The sequence below is a fragment of the Streptomyces montanus genome (assembly GCF_005786655.1).
Taxonomy (GTDB): domain Bacteria; phylum Actinomycetota; class Actinomycetes; order Streptomycetales; family Streptomycetaceae; genus Streptomyces; species Streptomyces sporangiiformans.
Window position 1 is genome coordinate 38286 of sequence record NZ_VBZC01000014.1, and the last position, 16894, is coordinate 55179.

The 16894-nt window shown below is 70.7% G+C and carries 14 protein-coding genes and 4 pseudogenes; 10 read left to right on the forward strand and 8 right to left on the reverse strand.

The window, feature by feature from the left end; all coding sequences use genetic code 11:
- Positions 1–176 precede the first annotated feature (176 nt).
- The 3 genes from FE633_RS14795 (at position 177) to FE633_RS14805 (ending at position 4394) form a co-directional block, all read left to right on the forward strand.
- Positions 177–1889: a SulP family inorganic anion transporter gene (locus tag FE633_RS14795; RefSeq protein ID WP_138045598.1), complete on the forward strand. Its 1713-nt coding sequence runs from the start codon at positions 177–179 to the stop codon at positions 1887–1889.
- A 189-nt stretch (positions 1890–2078) separates the two neighbouring features.
- Complete coding sequence (locus FE633_RS14800) at positions 2079–2399, forward strand: hypothetical protein (RefSeq protein ID WP_138045599.1); 321 nt, start codon at positions 2079–2081, stop codon at positions 2397–2399.
- Positions 2400–2648: 249 nt separating this feature from the next.
- Entirely contained in the window at positions 2649–4394 is a 1746-nt protein-coding gene (locus FE633_RS14805) for a GAF domain-containing sensor histidine kinase (protein ID WP_138045600.1), read from the forward strand.
- A gap of 72 nt (positions 4395–4466) precedes the next feature.
- Here FE633_RS14805 and FE633_RS48350 read toward each other — a convergent pair.
- A pseudogene (locus FE633_RS48350) lies at positions 4467–4550 on the reverse strand (pyridoxamine 5'-phosphate oxidase family protein); the annotation flags it as partial.
- A 231-nt stretch (positions 4551–4781) separates the two neighbouring features.
- Here FE633_RS48350 and FE633_RS14815 point away from each other — a divergent pair.
- Positions 4782–5366, forward strand: coding sequence for an Rv1733c family protein (locus tag FE633_RS14815; RefSeq protein ID WP_246113614.1), 585 nt, complete (start codon positions 4782–4784; stop codon positions 5364–5366).
- A gap of 219 nt (positions 5367–5585) precedes the next feature.
- The gene (locus FE633_RS14820) at positions 5586–6581 is read left to right on the forward strand and encodes an Acg family FMN-binding oxidoreductase (RefSeq protein WP_138045602.1); all 996 of its coding nucleotides are present in this window, start codon (positions 5586–5588) and stop codon (positions 6579–6581) included.
- Between the two features lie 410 nt (positions 6582–6991).
- On the opposite strand, the gene FE633_RS14825 is transcribed toward FE633_RS14820, so the two are convergent.
- Positions 6992–9787, reverse strand: coding sequence for an ATP-binding protein (locus tag FE633_RS14825; RefSeq protein ID WP_138045603.1), 2796 nt, complete (start codon positions 9785–9787; stop codon positions 6992–6994).
- 147 nt (positions 9788–9934) lie between these two features.
- Here FE633_RS14825 and FE633_RS14830 point away from each other — a divergent pair, with 147 nt between their 5' ends.
- The 3 genes from FE633_RS14830 (at position 9935) to FE633_RS14840 (ending at position 11238) form a co-directional block, all read left to right on the forward strand.
- Positions 9935–10165, forward strand: coding sequence for a VOC family protein (locus tag FE633_RS14830; protein WP_138045604.1), 231 nt, complete (start codon positions 9935–9937; stop codon positions 10163–10165).
- On the forward strand, positions 10162–10614 hold the full coding sequence (locus FE633_RS14835) for a pyridoxamine 5'-phosphate oxidase family protein (protein ID WP_138045605.1): 453 nt from the start codon (positions 10162–10164) through the stop codon (positions 10612–10614). The genes FE633_RS14830 and FE633_RS14835 overlap by 4 nt, the downstream gene beginning before the upstream one ends.
- 147 nt (positions 10615–10761) lie before the next feature.
- Complete coding sequence (locus FE633_RS14840; protein WP_138045606.1) at positions 10762–11238, forward strand: iron chaperone; 477 nt, start codon at positions 10762–10764, stop codon at positions 11236–11238.
- 87 nt (positions 11239–11325) lie between these two features.
- Here FE633_RS14840 and FE633_RS14845 read toward each other — a convergent pair.
- Positions 11326–11829 (reverse strand): annotated as a pseudogene (locus FE633_RS14845) (alkaline phosphatase family protein); the annotation flags it as partial.
- Positions 11830–11936: 107 nt separating this feature from the next.
- Positions 11937–12087 (reverse strand): annotated as a pseudogene (locus tag FE633_RS49235) (NF041680 family putative transposase); the annotation flags it as partial.
- A 174-nt stretch (positions 12088–12261) separates the two neighbouring features.
- Here FE633_RS49235 and FE633_RS14850 point away from each other — a divergent pair.
- Positions 12262–13497 (forward strand): glycosyltransferase, encoded by a 1236-nt coding sequence (locus tag FE633_RS14850; RefSeq protein WP_138045607.1) that lies wholly within the window; start codon positions 12262–12264, stop codon positions 13495–13497.
- Between the two features lie 72 nt (positions 13498–13569).
- Here the strand turns inward: FE633_RS14850 and FE633_RS14855 are convergent, their stop codons facing one another.
- The 4 genes from FE633_RS14855 to FE633_RS14870 form a co-directional block, all read right to left on the reverse strand.
- Entirely contained in the window at positions 13570–14424 is an 855-nt protein-coding gene (locus FE633_RS14855) for an alpha/beta fold hydrolase (RefSeq protein ID WP_138045608.1), read from the reverse strand.
- Between the two features lie 335 nt (positions 14425–14759).
- Positions 14760–15128, reverse strand: a complete 369-nt coding sequence (locus tag FE633_RS14860; RefSeq protein ID WP_138045609.1) for a hypothetical protein — start codon at positions 15126–15128, stop codon at positions 14760–14762.
- Positions 15125–15343 (reverse strand): hypothetical protein, encoded by a 219-nt coding sequence (locus tag FE633_RS14865; protein WP_425473175.1) that lies wholly within the window; start codon positions 15341–15343, stop codon positions 15125–15127. The genes FE633_RS14860 and FE633_RS14865 overlap by 4 nt, the downstream gene beginning before the upstream one ends.
- A 278-nt stretch (positions 15344–15621) precedes the next feature.
- Positions 15622–16602, reverse strand: a complete 981-nt coding sequence (locus FE633_RS14870) for an aldo/keto reductase (protein ID WP_138045610.1) — start codon at positions 16600–16602, stop codon at positions 15622–15624.
- A gap of 70 nt (positions 16603–16672) precedes the next feature.
- Here FE633_RS14870 and FE633_RS48355 point away from each other — a divergent pair.
- A pseudogene (locus FE633_RS48355) lies at positions 16673–16823 on the forward strand (amino acid transporter); the annotation flags it as partial.
- Positions 16824–16894: the final 71 nt, after the last annotated feature.

Genomic DNA, 16894 nt, shown 5'->3' on the forward strand with positions numbered 1-16894 from the left:
AACGGGGATGTGATTCCAGCGTCGTGGGACGACAGTTCGTGGTGCAGGGGCCGCAGGTCCCTGGGTGGGGCCGACCGGCCCTGTGAACGGCAGGCGCGGTGTGGGGCTGTGCTCGGCATCTCGCGCGGGACCGCCGTCTCAGTGGATCCTGAGCTCCACTCGGTGGAGGGAGACACATGCCCCAGAGCTCGGGCGGCCACGTTCCGCGGTGGCGCCGTCTGACGCCCGGGCTCGGCACGCTCCTCGGCTACCGGCGCTCGTGGCTGAAGGCCGACGTATTGGCCGGGGCGACGGTGGCCGCGTACCTCGTGCCCCAGGTGATGGCGTACGCGGGAGTGGCCGGGCTGCCGCCGGTCGCCGGGCTGTGGGCGATCCTGCCCGCGCTCGGCCTGTACGCCCTGCTGGGTTCCTCCCGCCTGCTCTCCGTCGGCCCGGAGTCGACGACCGCCCTGATGACCGCGACGGTGGTCGGTCCTCTCGCCGCCGGAGACCCGGCCCGGTACGCGACGCTGGCGGCCACGCTCGCGATCGCGGTCGGCCTGTTGTGCGTGGCGGCCTGGGCGGCACGGCTCGGATTCATCGCGGATCTGCTGTCCCGGCCGGTGCTCATCGGTTATCTGGCGGGAGTGGCGCTGATCATGACCGTGGATCAGCTGCCCAAGCTCACCGGTGTCGACAGCACGGGCTCCGCGTTCTTGCCGCAGCTGTGGTCCTTCGTCCGCAACCTTCCGGACGCCCATCCGGCCACCGTCGTCTTCTCCGCCGTAGCGCTGACCTTCCTCTTCGCTGCCGCCCGTTACATCCGTGCAGTGCCCGGCCCTCTGCTGACCGTAGTGCTGGCTACGACGGCGGTGGCGGTCTTCGACCTCGACGACCGGCACGGCATCAAGGTGATCGGCGACGTCCCCGCCGGCCTGCCCGGCCTCGCCCTGCCGGACCTGACCGAGCTGCCCCACCTGCTGCTGCCCGCGCTGGGGGTCCTCCTCGTCGGGTATACCGACTTCATCCTCACCGCACGGGCCTTCGCCGGCCGTGCCACAGACACAGACACGCTGGACCCCAATCAGGAGTTCCTCGCCCTGGGCGCCGCCAACCTCGGGGCGAGTGCGCTGCACGGCTTCCCGGTGAGCAGCAGCGCCAGCCGTACCGCGCTGGCCTCCTCGGTGGGCGCCCGCAGCCAGGCGTACTCACTCATCGCCGGCGCTGCCGTCCTGGCCGTGCTGCTCTTCCTCAGCCCGCTGCTGTCCCGCACCCCCTCGGCCGTACTGGGCGCACTCGTCGTCTACGCGGCCACCCGCATGATCGACCTGGCGGGCTTCCGGCGCCTGGCGTCCTTCCGCCGCAGGGAGCTGCTGCTGGCGCTCGGCTGCCTCGCCGGGGTACTCGTCCTGGACATCCTGTACGGGGTGCTGGTCGCCGTCGGACTGTCGATCGCGGAGCTGCTGACCCGGGTCGCCCGCCCGCACGACGCCGTCGAGGGGCTGGTGCCGGGCGTGGCCGGCATGCATGACGTCGACGACTACCCACAGGCCCGTACGATCCCCGGCCTGCTGGTCTACCGCTACGACTCACCCCTGTTCTTCGCCAACGCGGAGGACTTCCACCGCCGGGCTCTGGCCGCGGTCGACGAACAGCAAGGCCCCGTACGCTGGTTCGTCCTCAACACCGAGGCCAACGTGGAAGTCGACATCACCGCCCTGGACGCCGTCGACGCCCTCCGCCGCGAACTCACCGACCGCGGCATCGTCTTCGCCCTCGCCCGCGTCAAGCAGGACCTGCTGGACGACCTGCAGTCCTACGGCCTGGCGGACACCGTCGGCACCGAGCACACGTTTCCCACCCTGCCGACGGCTGTGGCCGCGTACCGGAAGTGGTGCCGCGAACAGTGAACGGACGCCGCGCCGGACGGCAAGGTCTCGCCCTGCCCCGCCCGATGCTGGTCCTGCACGCCGACCGGTCCCCCGCCGACCACGCCCTGCGGGCCCGACCTGTGGCTGCCCGACGCGTCAGCCTGAACCACACCGACAAGACCAGCAGAAGGAGCCCTCCGTGACGGAACGCAGTCGCACGGTGGTCAGGTGGTCGTCCTCGCCGAGGAGGCCACCGGCCGGGAACTCGTCGACCAGCTCCAGGACCGGCTGCGCCGCCAGACCGACAAGGCCGCCCACGCCGGAGACCACGGCAACGGCCGGCGGAGGGCGGCGGCGACCACTCCCTCGGCCCTTCCGAACGAAGCAGCCGGGCAGGGGACTCTCACCGGGCCTGAGCCTGTGGTGACGACGAGCCCGGTCGGTGACGGTCCACCGACCGGGCCGCTGCCCTGCCCAGTGGCACGCCATCCCCCCCTGGCGCGGTCGCCGTTCCGATGGGGATGGGGGAACCCCTCGCGGATGCCGTAGCCGGCGCCCGTGCCTGACTCGATGATCGCTCCGCGGAAGCGGATGCAAGAGGGACGATCTGCCTCCCATGGGCGACAGTGGGCATCTTGTGCGTTGCGTTGCGTCGTGTTGTGGTGCGACAAGTGCCTGGTCGGATACGCCCCGTCCCACGGGCCGCCGCTCACTCTGAATCGACGCAGACACCCGACTGGGCACAGGGCCGTTCGGGCATGATGGGACGGACGTCGCAGGGCAGTGAGGGGAACAGGGATGGACCAGGGCGCGCGCGATCCGCGGGATCAGTCGGCTTCTGTCCCCGCGACACCGCGGCTGCGCCTGGATGCGCTGCTGGAGGACCTTCAGGAGCAGGTGCAGCGGGTGCGCGACACCCAAAACCGTGTACACACTCTCCTGGACGCGGTCCTGTCCATCGGAAGCAACCTGGACCTGGACGTGGTGCTGCACCGGATCGTCGAGTCCGCGGTCAAGCTGGTCGACTGCCGCTACGGGGCGCTCGGGGTCCTCAGCGACGAGGGCGGCATCAAGCAGTTCATCACCGTGGGTGTGGACGAGGAGACCATCGCCCGCATCGGCCACTATCCGCGGGGCGAAGGCATCCTCGGCCTGCTCATCCGTGAGCCCCACCCGCTGCGGCTGACGGTCCTGAACGAGCACCCGGACTCCGTCGGCTTCCCGCCCGGCCACCCCCCGATGACCACCTTCCTCGGCACGCCGGTCCAGGTCCGCGACCGGATCTTCGGCAACCTCTACCTGACGGAGAAGAACGGCGGTCAGCAGTTCGACGCCGAGGACGAGGCGGTGCTGCGCACCCTCGGCGCCGCGGCCGGTGTGGCGATCGACAACGCCCGGCTCTACGACGACGCCCGCCGCCGGGAGCGCTGGCTGACGGCGAGCAGCGAGCTGACCCGCACCCTGCTGTCGGGCGCCGACCCCCACGAAGCGCTGCACTCCTTCACCACCACCGTCCGTGACCTGTCCGGCGCGGACCTGGTGACGCTGGCGGTGCCGGTGAGCGACACCGGCAAGCTGGTCGTCGAGGCCGCCGACGGAACCGACGCCCGTGAAGTACGGGGACTGGCTCTGCCCGACAGCACCAGCCTGGCCGCCAAGGTGTTCAGCTCGGGCGAGACGATCGTCAGCGACTCCCTCAGCCAGGACCCGCGTTCTGAGTCCGGCAGCGCGGCCGTGCTGGACCTGGGTCCGGCGTTCCTGATCCCGCTGGGCACCCGCGAGCGCGTCCGCGGTGTGCTCCAGGTCGCGAACCGGCAGGGTGGCCCGGCTTTCCCCGATGCCACCGTCAAGATGATCACGGGGTTCGCCGACCATGCCGCGCTCGCCCTGGAGATCGCCGAGCACCGCCGTGACGCCGAAGAGCTGCTCGTCCTCAACGACCGCGAACGCATCGCCCGTGACCTGCACGACCTGGCCATCCAGCGCCTGTTCGCCGGCGGACTCAGCCTGCAGTCGGTCCTCAACCGCGTAGGGGACCGGCCCGAGGTCGCCGAGCGCGTCCAGCGGGTGGTGGACGACCTCGACGACACCATCAAGGTCATCCGGTCCACCATCTACGCCCTGAGCGAGCGCGCCCGCCCGGACACCGCCGGGCTACGTGCCAGGCTCGTGGCCGAGGTGAGCCAGGCCGCCGAGACGCTCGGTTTCACTCCCGCGCTGCGCATGAGCGGTCTTCTGGACACCGGCGTCCCCGAGGACCACCGTGAGCAGCTGCTCGCGGTGCTGCGTGAGGCCCTGTCCAATGCGGCGCGCCATGCCCACGCCACCGCCGTCGAAGTCACCGCCGAAGCCACGGACACGACTCTGCGGTTGCGGGTGACCGACAACGGCCGCGGCATCGACCCCGCCGTCACCCGCCGCAGCGGTCTCGCCAACATCCGCACCCGCGCCGAGAACCTCGGCGGCACCATCACTCTCACACCCCATCAGCCCACCGGCACCGCCCTGGAATGGACAGTGCCGCTGCACACCGACGCGCCCTGAGTACCGCCTCGTCGCGCCCCGGCACGGGTACGTCGACCGCCATGGCGCGCTCCCTGCCCGGAGCCTTGGTGTTCAGGAGGCCAGGTCGACCCCGTACATCGTGCGCCCTCCCACGAGTTCGCGTCCGGTGACCAGTTCGGGCTCGATACTTACGAAGATCCGCGACACAGAGGTTGAAGACCGCTGCTCCCACCGGGATGGGCAGCGCGCGCTCTGTGGGATCCGCGGGGTGCAGCAGTGAGGGCCGAATGGCCCGTTGTTCCATCCCGGTTGGCTCCCATGCGGCCCACGGGTCCGGTCTGACAGGCCCATCCGTCCTGACGTACGCCAGTGTCACCGTTCTCACAGTGCTGATGACTGACAGCGCCCATGAGGAGGTGCGGACCGGTGCGCAAGGACACCCGTACGAAGCAGAGGCTGTGGCGGTGGCGGAGCAATCCGCTGCGGCGTCACGACGACATCGTCGAAGCGTGGATCGTGCTGGCCATGGGGACGGTCATCGCGCTGGGCGGCGTGCTCGCCGGCCTGGCAGCGGCGCACGCGACCTACGATTTCTTGGCACAGCAGCGCGCCGGGCGACATGACGTCCAAGCCGTACTTCTCGAAAGGACCCCGGAGGTCGTGGTGACGGAGGCGGGAGCCGGCAACGCGCGGTTCCGGGCCAAGGTCCGCTGGACGGCTGCGGACGGCACCACACGCACGGGCACGGCCATGGTGGACGCCGGCCGGAAGGCCGGAGCGATGGTCCAGGTGTGGACGGACAACCAGGGGAATCTCACGACAGAGCCGACCACTGTGGCCGAGGCCTCCGTATTCGCCGGCTACGCGGGTACCGCAGCCGCACTCGCGGTCGGCGGCGTGACATACGCGGCCGGACGTGTCACGCGATGGCGGCTCGACCAGAGGCGCTACGACCAGTGGGCACGGGAGTGGCGCCTGGTCGGACCCCAGTGGGCCCGCAAGACCTCGTGAGCGTATTCACCGCCGGATGCGCGCCGGCCGGCGGCAGTAGCCGGCTGAGGGGCGGGGACGGCCGGCAGGACACCGGAACCCGCTCTCGCCGGGCGCGCGCTGACCGGACCCCGGCCCGCAACGGCCACTACCGCGGCCACGCCGTAACGTGCACCTGGACGCACTACCGGGTACCCGGTAGCTCACACCACGGTGTGCGGTGGGAGTGAGGAGGATGCCATGGCTCTGCGACAGCTCGACGAGAAGACGGTGACCACGCTGGTGGCCGAGGCCACGGCGGCCCCGTCCATGCACAACGCCCAGCCCTGGCGCTTCCGCTACGTCACCGCCGAGCAGCTCCTTGTGCTGCGTGGCGATCCCGACCGGGCCATGCCCAGTTCCGATCCCGACAACCGGGCGCTGCACATCGGCTGTGGCGCCGCGCTGTTCAACCTCCGCGTCGCCGCCGCCCACACGGGCCTGATGCCCGAGACCCGGCTACTGCCCGAGCCGCGGGACCCGCTGCTGCTCGCGACCGTCCGCCTGACCGTCCCGTCCGGGCCTCCGCGCGACCAGGACGATCTCGTGCGGCTGCAGCCGGCGATCCGGCAGCGGCACACCAGCCGCCATCCCTTCGCCGACAGGGACATCCCGCAAGAGGTGCTGGGCGCCCTGCGGGACGCCGCGGCACAGGAGGGAGCCGCGCTCCTGCTCCCCGGCCCCTGGCACACCGAAACCGTGCTCGACCTGGTGCATGACGCGGAGAGCCGGGACACCATGACCAGCGAGGCCAGGGAGGACCTGGAGCGCTGGACTCGGCTCGGACCGGAGGCGGACATCGCCGTCGACGGCGTCCCCGAGTACGCGTTCGGACCCCGGAAGCGGGACGGGAAAGCGCCGCAGCGGGACTTCGCCGGACGCCGGCCGGTGGCCGACCGCGGCGCCACCGCCTTCGAGCACACACCGCACCTGGCCCTGCTCAGCACCCCTGGTGACACCGCCGCGGACTGGCTGCGTGCCGGACAGGCGCTGGAACGCGTCCTGCTGGAGGCCACCCTGGCCGACCTGGCCACTTCGCTGACGTCCCATCCGCTGGAGAGCCCCGACCTGCGGCCCCTGATCCGCGACCCGGTGTCGGGCAGGGGGCACACACAGATGGTGCTACGCCTCGGATACGGCCCCCGGGGCCCTGCCACGCCACGCCGCCCCGTACGGGACGTCCTCGAGATCGCGTGACCTGGCGCAGGAGCGGGGGCCGGCACCCGCGACGTGGACGGCCGGACCCGGATGCCCGGCGCCGCCGGACCCACTGGACCTCAGCGACCGATCCCGACCTGTGGCCGGCCCACGTGGAGGGCTGACGGCCACGGTTGCCGACGCCCTGATCCCCGCTCGGGCCGCTTGAGCGTCCTGTGACTTCCCATGCCTGCGGTCAGGCTGAGGTGCGCGGCGAATTCCAGGTCGCCCGGTCGGGCCGGCGTTGTTCCTGCAGGACTTCGTGGAGCTCTCCGGCGGCGCCGGACACGAACGCCCGGTGCGGGCACCGCCAGCAGCGCGTCGACTGCCGTGATCACACGGCAGGAAGCAGTCTTTGAAGCCACCGTCCGGTCGCCCCGCCCCGAACAGCACCGTCCGCGGTGGGTGTTTCATGCAGAGGTGGGAGCGAGGCCGAGGTCGGCGAGCGCCGCCGTGCCGGCGGCGGCATGGCCGTTCCCGGCGAGCAGCAGTGTGCGCGCCGACTGGTAGCGGCAGCCCGCGGCGTCGAATGCCGCCGCGGCGGCGAGCTGCCGCGTCAGGTCGCCGTCCAGCAGCGCCTGCGCCCGGTCCAGCTGGGCGGCGGCGACCGGGTTGCCGGCGACCAGGCTCCGGGCGGCGTCGACCCGGTCCCGGGCGTCCGGGTGCCCGGCGAGCACCGAAGCCTCCGCCCGGAGCGCCACATACCAGTGCAGCCAGATCCAGGAGACCCACTTCCACACCTGATCCGGCTCCGGTGCGACCCGCTCCAGGGCCGCGTCCGGGTCCCCGTGATGGAGCAGGACCATGGCGTCGAAGACCGCACCGTAGCCATGGCGGTGCTCCGACGCCGTGCCCGCCCGGTCGACGATCCCGAGCCAGGTTGCCCGGGCGTCGTGGTCGCCGCGCAAGCCGTGGATCATCGCGACCGACGCGGCGGCAGGGCCGAGCGAGAACGACCGCTGTCGGCCGCTCTGCTTCCACGCGTCGAGGAATCTCACGCTGTTTGTGAGTACCTCGTCGGCGTTGCCCGCGAACGCGTCCGCGATCAGGCGCCAGGACGTGGCGTGGTGTCCCACCTCGGCGAACAGCGGGTGGTCGGCGAGCTGACTGCCCCACCGGCGGGCCAGCGGCAGGTCACCCACGCCGAGGGCACTTCCGGCGGCCATGGCGAGGGCATCCATCCGCTCGTGCGTACTGGCGGGGGCGTGCGGTGCCGAAGTCAGGATGTCGATCCGACGCCGGGCGGCAGCCGCGGCGCCGAAGGGCTCACCGGCCCAGGTCCGGGCGCCGGAGAGCGCGTCGAGGGCGGCGGACTCGGCCACCGGGTCGCCCGCCCGCCGGGCGAGTTCGACGGCCCGTTCGGCGTACTCGACCGTCTGCTGCGCGGTGTTGTCGACATCTCCCTGGACCGCGCCGAAAGCATCCACGATCACCGCGGCCTCGGCCAGCGCGACCGCCGCCTCGGCCGCCGGGTCGTCGTCGCCGGACAGCTCTCGCGCCGCCGCGAGCACGGCGGTCACCTCGTCCACGGCGGGGATCTGTGTGAACTCACTGGAGAAGCGGTACGCGACGGTGGCGGCGGCAGCCAGGTCGCGGCCGGCGCCGGCGGTGTCGCCGGCCCGGCGGGCGGCCTCCGCGGCCGCACGGTGCAGACGGAACATGTCGTCGCCGAGCTTGCGGCAACCAGCCACCCCGGCGGCCTCCCTCAGCGCCGCGGCGGTACCGGTGACGTCACCGGCGAGCGCGGCCGCCTGCTCGAACCGCTGCTGGGCCTCGCCGAACAGGTTGCGGGTGAAGGTCAGCTCGGCCATGGACAGGGCGAGACGGCAGCCGTCCACGCGCTGCTCCGGCCGGCCGGCGGCCCAGGCGAGGGCGGCTCGGAGGTCCTCTGCCATCGCGTCGAACCGCGCGCGCCAGTCCGCGCCTTCGGCCTCCGTGAGGGCGGTCGCGCCGGCCAGGCACCAACCCAGGTGGCGAGATCGGACGTCGGTCAGCTCACCGGCGTCGGCGAGCCGCTCCGCCCCGTACTGGCGGATGGTCTCCAGCGCCTGGTACCGGGTGCCGGCCGCGGACGGTGTCGCGGCGAGCAGGCTCTGTTCGGCAAGCCGGCCGAGCCCGTCGGCGACCGCGGCCGGATCCAGCGGGGCGAACGCGGCCACCGCGGTGGCCGCCTCAGCCGCGAACGGCATGACGAACACCGAAATCCTGCGCAGCAGCGCCCGATCCTGCGGATGAAGCAGGTCATGGCTCCAGTCCAGCGCCGCCCGCACCGACCGGTGCCTGTCGTCCGCGCGGGGTCCGCCGGCGAGGATCCGCAGCTGGTCGGAGAGGCCGGCCGTGAGACCGTCCAGTCCGAGCGTGGGCCACCGTGCCGCCGCCAGTTCGATCGCCAGCGCCATGCCGTCGAGCCGTTCGCAGACGGCCGCGATCCGGTCGCGTACCGCCGGGTCCGGCGGTCGGCCGACCGCCGCCGCCCGTTCCATGAACAGGGTCACGGCCTCCGACTCGCCGCCGCCGGCCCAGGACAGCGGCGGAACCTCGAAGACCCACTCGAACGGCACCATCATCCGGGCCCGGCTCGTCGCGAGCACCCGCAACCGCGGGCAGGCCACCAGCAGCCGTTCCAGGAACGGCGCCACCCCGTCGCGTATCTGCTCGCAGTTGTCCAGCACCAGCAGCGCCTGACGGTCCGCCAGCGCGGCCAGCACCGCCTCGTCGATACCGCGCCCGGGCTGCTCCCCCACACCCACGGCGGCTGCGACCGCCGCTCCCACCCGCCCCGGATCGGTGATCGGGGCCAGGTCGACGAACCACACCCCGTCGGCGAAGTCGTCGGCCGCCTCCGCTGCCACCGCCAGCGCGAGCCGGGTCTTCCCCACTCCGCCCGGACCGACCGCGGTCACCTGCCGGCGCGCCTTCACCGCCTCGGCCAACTCCGCGCGCTCCCGTACCCGGCCGATGAACGCTGTGAGCGGTGCCGGGAGGGCGGGTACCGGGCGCGACTGCTCGGCGCGGGCGAGTTCGGCCGCGCGCCGGGAAAGCGCCCGCCGGTCCGGCTCCTGAAGCTTGCGCAGTAGTGCGGAGACGTGTGACTCGACGGTGCGTACGGAGATGAACAGCTGCGCGGAGATCTCCGCGTTGCTGAGATGTTCCCCGAGCAGCGCGAGCACTTCGGCTTCCCGAGCTGAGACCACTGGACTGGACACCGAGTCATTATCCGTGGTGGATCCGTGGTCGTTTCCGTGGCCGGCACGGAGGCGGACCGTACCCCGGCCGGGAGAGGCTGTGACCACAGCGATCGAGCCCGGAAGGACACACCGGGTCGACCGTGACCCACGACCACAGGAGTGACCATGACCGGTTCGTCCCCACAGAGGTTCCGGGCCGTACTGCATCCCCTGTCCGACCTGGTGAAGGCCAAGCGGATCGACGAGTCCTACTACGTCGGCTTCGAAGCCCAGGGCCGGCTCATCGCTGCGGGCGCCACGGTGAAGCAACCCGCGCACGATGTCGGTGGCGGCCGCCTGTTGGCCACCGTCACCCGCCCCAACGGCAACGCCCTCGGCCTGCTGCAGGTCCGATGAGCGCCGGCCCCCGCTCCCGCGCTCAACGTCGCCGCGACACCGAGCACCGGCTCACCCATGACGTCGATGTCTGGGTGGCCAGTGCCTCGGCGGACGGCGCGCCGTATCTGGTGCCGCTGTCCTTCGACTGGGACGGCGAGACGCTGTTGGTGGCCACCCCGGCCGACAGCCCGACCGGCAGGAACCTGGCCGCCACCCGGACCACTCGGCTGGGGCTGGGCACCACCCGCGACGTGTCCATGATCGAGGGCGAGGTCGAGGTCCTCGAGATCGACGCGCTGCCGCAGCAGCAGGGTGACCGGTTCGCGGCACGCACCGACTTCGACCCTCGCGCGCTGGCCACGCCGTACCGCTGGTTCCGTGTCACCCCGCGCCGCATCCAGACCTGGCGCGAGGCGAACGAGTTGCCGGGACGCGAGCTCATGTGCGACGGCCGCTGGCTCGACTGACCGCCACTGACTGCCACTGACCGCCACACGAGAACACATCCGCCTCCGGCCGTCGGCACTCGCAGGACGACGTCACGCCGCAGAATGCCCATGCCCCACAGACCCTGCAGAAATATCGATCACTCTGTGCAAGAAAGGAAACCTGCCATGACGAAGGCGCAGAAGTCCGTCCGGAGCACTGCCACGGCCGACAAGAAGTTCGACGGGTTCACGGCCGAGGAACGCGACGCGATGAAGGAGCACGCCCAGGAGCTGAAGGCGTCCGCGCGCCGCAGCCCGCGCAGGGCCAAGGCGGACGGGGAGAGGGACGTGCTCGCGAAGATCGCCGAGATGGCGGACGCGGACCGCGTTCTCGCCGAGCGGCTCCACGAGATCATCAAGTCCGCCGCGCCGGACCTCTCGCCGAAGCTCTGGTACGGAATGCCCGCGTACGCCAGGGACGGCAAGGTCGTCTGCTTCTTCCAGAGCGCGCAGAAGTTCAAGACCAGGTACGCCACGCTCGGCTTCAGCGACCAGGCGAAGCTCGACGAAGGCGCCATGTGGCCCACCGCCTATGCCCTGACGGAGCTGACCGCCGCCGCCGAGGCACGGATCGTCGAGCTCATCGGGAAGGCGGCGAGCTGACACCGCGTCCTCATCAGATGGAGGACCAACTCCCTTGGTCTTCACCAGCGCGAACCGACCGGAGCCGCACACCCCGCCTGGTCCGGCTCACCACCGTCTTCCTGATGCGTACGCCGGTGTCCCCCTGGAGGCGCCCGGCAGCGTCGGCTTCGGCAGCGTTGCCACCTCACCCTTCGCCTTCTCCAACTGCTCCGCCGTGTCGTCGGGCAGACGGGGCGGGCGCGGGCGGGCATGCGTGAAGCGGAAGGCGGAGGTGAAGTCGCCGAACGTCCTACGTCGCCAGTCGCGGACGTTCGGCTCCTCGACGCCGGTGAACCGCTCCAGGAACTGCAGCGCCGAGGTGTCGTCGAAGGCCTCGGAGGCCACCCAACCGCCCACCGTCCAGGGCGAGATGATGATGGCCGGGACGCGGAAACCGCTGCCTATCGGCAGGCCCTGGACGATCCCGCCCGCCGTGCCCGCGGGCGGGGTGGGCGGGGCCACGTGGTCGAACAGGCCGTCGTTCTCGTCGTAGTTGCGGATGAAAGCGGTCTTGCGCCACACCTTCGGGTTCGAGGCGATCGCCTCGATCTTGGAGGCAACGAAGTCGGCTCTCAGATCCGCCGACAACTCCGTCCGGGTGCCGCGCAGGCGGGCTGTCCGACGCTGCACTGCTCAGGTGCGGCGAGTTTCTCCCACGGAGGGCGGAGGTCTGGCCTTCGGACCAACGTGCCCTCGACCACGGGGAGTTCACCTTCGTGATCGATCCAGGCCGAGCGGAGGGCGAGCGAGCGTGGACCCGGTCCCCGGCCTGCGGCGGGCTTTGCCGTAGTTACTGCTGTCCGTGATTGTGGTGATGGTCGGCTCGGGCCGCTTCGAGAGGAGGCTGTCCGTCCACAGCGGACGACCAAAAGACAAAGGCAAGGAGATCCCACTCCTTGCCACTCTCAACTTATAGCGCACCGGGGGGCTTGCGGCAAGACCCGGGTTGTATCGCAAAATCGGCGGCCGAAAGCCACGACCTGCAGAAACGGGAGTCGCGAAGTGCGTGTGCTGTTGACGACATGGGGATCGCGCGGAGATGTCGAACCGCTGGCGGGACTGGCGGTGGAGTTGCGGGAACTCGGTGCGGAGGCTCGGGTGTGCGCGCCGCCGGACGAGGAGTTCGCGGCGCTGCTGGCGCGTGTCGGTGTGCCGCTGGTGCCGCTCGGCCCGTCGGTGCGCTCGGTGGTCGCCGGCGCGAAGCCACCGACGGCCAAGGACGCGTTCCGGCTCGCTCCCGAGCTGGTCGCGGCACGGTTCGAGACGCTCACCGCGGCGGCCGAGGGATGTGACGCGCTGCTGGCGACCGGACTGATGCCGGCCGGCGCACGGGACGTGGCCGAGAAACTGGGCATCCGTTACGTGCTCGCGTGCTTCCACACCCTGGGCCTGCCGTCGCGGCACTTCCCTCCGGGGAGGCGGCCGGGCACGCCGTCCCCGGAGGGCGAGACCGACAACCGGGTGCTGTGGGAGCAGGACGCCCAGCGGGTGAATGCCTTGTACGGCGAGGCGCTCAACAGCCATAGGGCGGCGATCGGCCTGCCGCCGGTGGACAACGTCCGCGACCACGTCCTCACCGGCCGGCCGTGGCTGGCGGCGGACCCGACGCTGTGTCCGTCGCAGGGCATGACGGACCTCGACCTCGTGCAGACCGGGGCGTGGATCCTGCCCGACGACCGGCCGCTCCCGGAGGAGCTGGAGGCGTTCCTGGACGCCGGCGAATCGCCGGTGTACGTGGGCTTCGGCAGCATGGCCGCGCACGCCCCGGAGGACATCGCCCGGGTGACCACCGAAGCGAGCCGCGCGCAGGGCCGCCGCGTACTCCTCGCCCGCGGCTGGGCGAACCTGGCCCCGATCGACGACTCCGACGACTGCTTCGTCATCGGCGAGGTCAACCAGCAGGCACTGTTCCGCCGCGTGGCCGCCGTCGTGCACCACGGCGGCGCGGGTACGACGACTACGGCGGCCCTGGCCGGCGCGCCCCAGGTGGTGGTCCCCCGGATCGCAGACCAGCCGTACTGGGCGAGGCGGGTGGCCGAGCTGGGCATCGGCGCGGCACACGAGGGCCTGACGCCGACCTTCGACTCCCTGTCGGCCTCGCTCACCACAGCCCTGACACCCGAGACCCGAGCACGGGCGCGGGCCGTGGCCGGCACGATCCGCACCGACGGGGCGAGGGTGGCCGCGAAACTGCTACTCGACGCAGCCAGCCAGGAAAGCCCGCCCGTGTCCGTGTGAACCAAACGGAATCGTCGAATCAGGCACCGACGGGGACAGCACCGGCTTCCGGGATCATTGTGTCAGGAGTTCTCAGTCGGGCAGTCCTCGAACGAACCCGGCGACCAGCGTCGCCACCGCTTCTGGGGTCTCCAGGTTCATGGGGTGGGCGGCGTCAATCCGGTTGACGCTGATCGTCGGCCGGGTGCGGGAGAGCGCAGCCAGCTCGTCGGAGACCCCTCGTGCGAACCGGGCGCTGAAATCGTCGAACCACTCCATGCCAGGCGCAGGCGGTAGCCGTCGGCCGGCCTGTACCAGCAGCAGCGGGCAGTCGACCCCGTCCAGCCATTTGGTGACACCGAGCTCGCCGAGCCTGTGGAGTTCGTCGAGGATCTCCAGCGCCTCCGCCCGTTCCGGCAGCGTCTGCCACTTGCCGTCGGGCAACGGGCGTGCGGCCGCGCGGGTAGCGGCCTCCGCACGGTCGGCGGGAATCCCGAGCCGGGCGGAATTGGTGACCTGCTCCTCGATGTACTCGGGTGGCGCGATGGTCCCGGCCGACGCCAGCAGCCCCTCACCCACCCGTTCAGCGCCGGGGTACTCGCGTCCCCACCAGAAGCCGTCGAGATTCACGGCGGCACGGGCACGGTCCGGGTTCGCCCGGGCGTACTCGACCGCGACCAGTCCGCCGAGGGAATGGCCCACCACAACGGCCTCCGGCACGCCATGCGCTTCGAGCGTGTCCGCGATGTGCCGCACCACGGTGGGGATGGTCCAGGGGGAGATGCCGGGAGAGCGGCCGTGCCCGGGAAGGTCGACGGCGAGGACACGGTGCCCGGCGGAGAGCAGGGCGGCCGAGGCGTCCCAGTCGGTGAGCGACCGTGCGTAACCGTGCAGTAGAACCAGTTGCGGGCCATCGCCCCCATAGTCATGAGCATGTAGGAGTGTCATATGGGCTTCACTGTAGGGGGCACCCAGCATTCCGAACACCGGATCAAAGATCCCCGTCGAACGCGAAGTGCGCACTTGAGGGTGCAACTTGAGCAAGGGCGTGCGGATGTTGGAGGAGGGCGGCGTCCGAAGAAGTCGGTGTGCGCAGGCTGTCCTTCTCATTGCCGGTGTACGGCACACGCTTCACCATGCACGGACCGTAACAGGACGCGCTGACAAGCCGACCGCTTCTGACGGATGGCTTCCTGTCCTGTCTCAGTGAGGGTGAACCACGTCGAGGCCGTGACCAGCGATGGGGCATCTTGAGTGAGACGCGGTGCGGCCCGGCGTCTCAGTCAATCTGAGAATTGTGCGCCCTGCGCTACTTCGCGCTCGGCAGCGAACTCGTCGAGGAGCTCGAACAGGACCTTGATCGCGTGCTGCTCGTCCTCAGGCGGAAGGTTCCAGATGTCGTCCCAGCCGTTTGGGAGGGCGATGTGGAGGACCTGGCCGGGCCAGGCGTGGTTGCAGTCGCGTCCGCGACGGGCGACGAGCCAGTCGTGCCAGCCGGTGAGCCCGTGCCCACCGTGCCGGAGAGCATGCTGGTCATAGCCGGTCAGGAATGCGGTCAGCATGTGGAAGGAGGTCTTGCCGACGAACATGCCGGGACGTTGGCCGACGCTGGCGAAGTACTCGCGTTCAGTCATCTCCGAGAGGGGCTTCATGCGTCCGCACCCTCCTCGTCACTGGTGCTGTCGTCCAGCGCTGGACGAAGCCTGCTGCGAGCCGCTTCCAGACGTTCGACGTAGTCCGCCGCAAAGATCCCCGGCAGTGACTTGTCGAGCGTTCCGGCAATGCGGTGAAGGGGCGCCCAGACCGCCGCATCGTCGACGAGACGACTGAGGTCTGTCATCTGCACCTGCTCCAGCCAGTCCGACAACTTCGTGTCGGACCGTGCCGAAGAGTTCAGTGCCCGAGCCCCTGACCTGCTGTCCCGTCTCAAACGATCTGGCACCGGCTCAGCTCTGTGACCTGCCGCGACCAGATCAGTTGAGACGTGGGGATGCTCGGAATCTCGGTTGATCTGGTCTTGGGCGAGAGGATCCCGGATGTTGTCTCAGTTGATCTGGTCCGGCTCTGCCGTTTCGAACTGATACCACGCCTGGGTCGTCAGCCACGACTGGTAGTCCCTGAAGATGCCGGCCAGGCCTTGAGCCGTCAGGCGTGGCCGATGACTCGGTGGGGCTGGTATGGGGCCTCCAGGCGGGCGATCTCCTCCTCGCTCAGGAGCACTTCCACCGCCGCGACGGCGTCGTCCAGATGGTTCAGCTTGGTCGCGCCCACGATCGGTGCGCTGATCGCGGACTTGCCGAGCAGCCACGCCAGGGCGATCTGCGCGGGTGGCAGCCCTCGCTCAGCGGCGACCTCGCGCACCGCGTCGACCACGTCGAAGTCGGCGTCCCCGTACAGTTCCTCGGCGTACTGGTCGCTGTCAGCGCGGACCGTGAGATTCTTGCCGCCGCGTTCGCGGGAACCGGCGAGCAGCCCGCGCGCCAGTGGGCTCCACGGGATGCAGCCCACTCCCTGGTCGAGGCAGAGCGGGATCATCTCGCGCTCCTCCTCGCGGTAGGCCAGGTTGTAGTGGTTCTGCATCGACACGAACTTCGTCCAGCCGTGCGTCTCCGCGACGTGCTGGGCCTTGGCGAACTGCCAGGCGAACATGCTGGATGCGCCGATGTAGCGGGCCTTGCCGGAGCGCACCACGTCGTGCAGCGCCTCCATGGTCTCCTCGATCGGCGTCTCGTAGTCCCACCGGTGGATCTGGTACAGATCTACATGGTCGGTCCCCAGCCGCCGCAGCGAGGCATCGATGCCGGACAGGATGTGCTTGCGCGACAGGCCGGCGTCGTTGGGTCCGGAGCCCATCGGGAAGTAGATCTTCGTGGCGAGCACGTAGTCGTCACGGTGGGGGAAGAGCTTGTCGAGCAGCCGCCCGGTTATCTCCTCGCTCACGCCGCGCGAGTACATGTCCGCGGTGTCGAAGAACGTCACCCCGGCCTCCGCGGCCCGACGCACGATGGGCTCGGCCGCCCCCTCGTCCAGGAACCACGCGCGCTGGGCGGAATCGCCGTAGCTCATCATGCCGAGACAGACCCGCGAGATCTTCAGCCCTGTCGAACCCAGCCTGGTGTATTTCATGCCGTTTTCTTCTCTCAATATCGTTACTGCTGCCCTGGTTGGGCTGCCTGCTGGCGGAACGCCATTAGACACCGGCAGCTCGGTCGCGGGCGTCGGCTCGGTCTTCGTCATCGCCGTGGGCCCGGCCCGGGCTGATGCTGGTCATGCAGCGCCGCAGCCCTGCCCTCTTCCGCGGCGAGGTGTTGCACGTGTCCACGCCGGCTCTGGTGGCCGAGGACTGAACCGCCGCTCCCTCCGGCCCCCGGCGCGGGTGCCGGACGCCGCCCGCGGGGTCATCATGGGAGCGTGATGG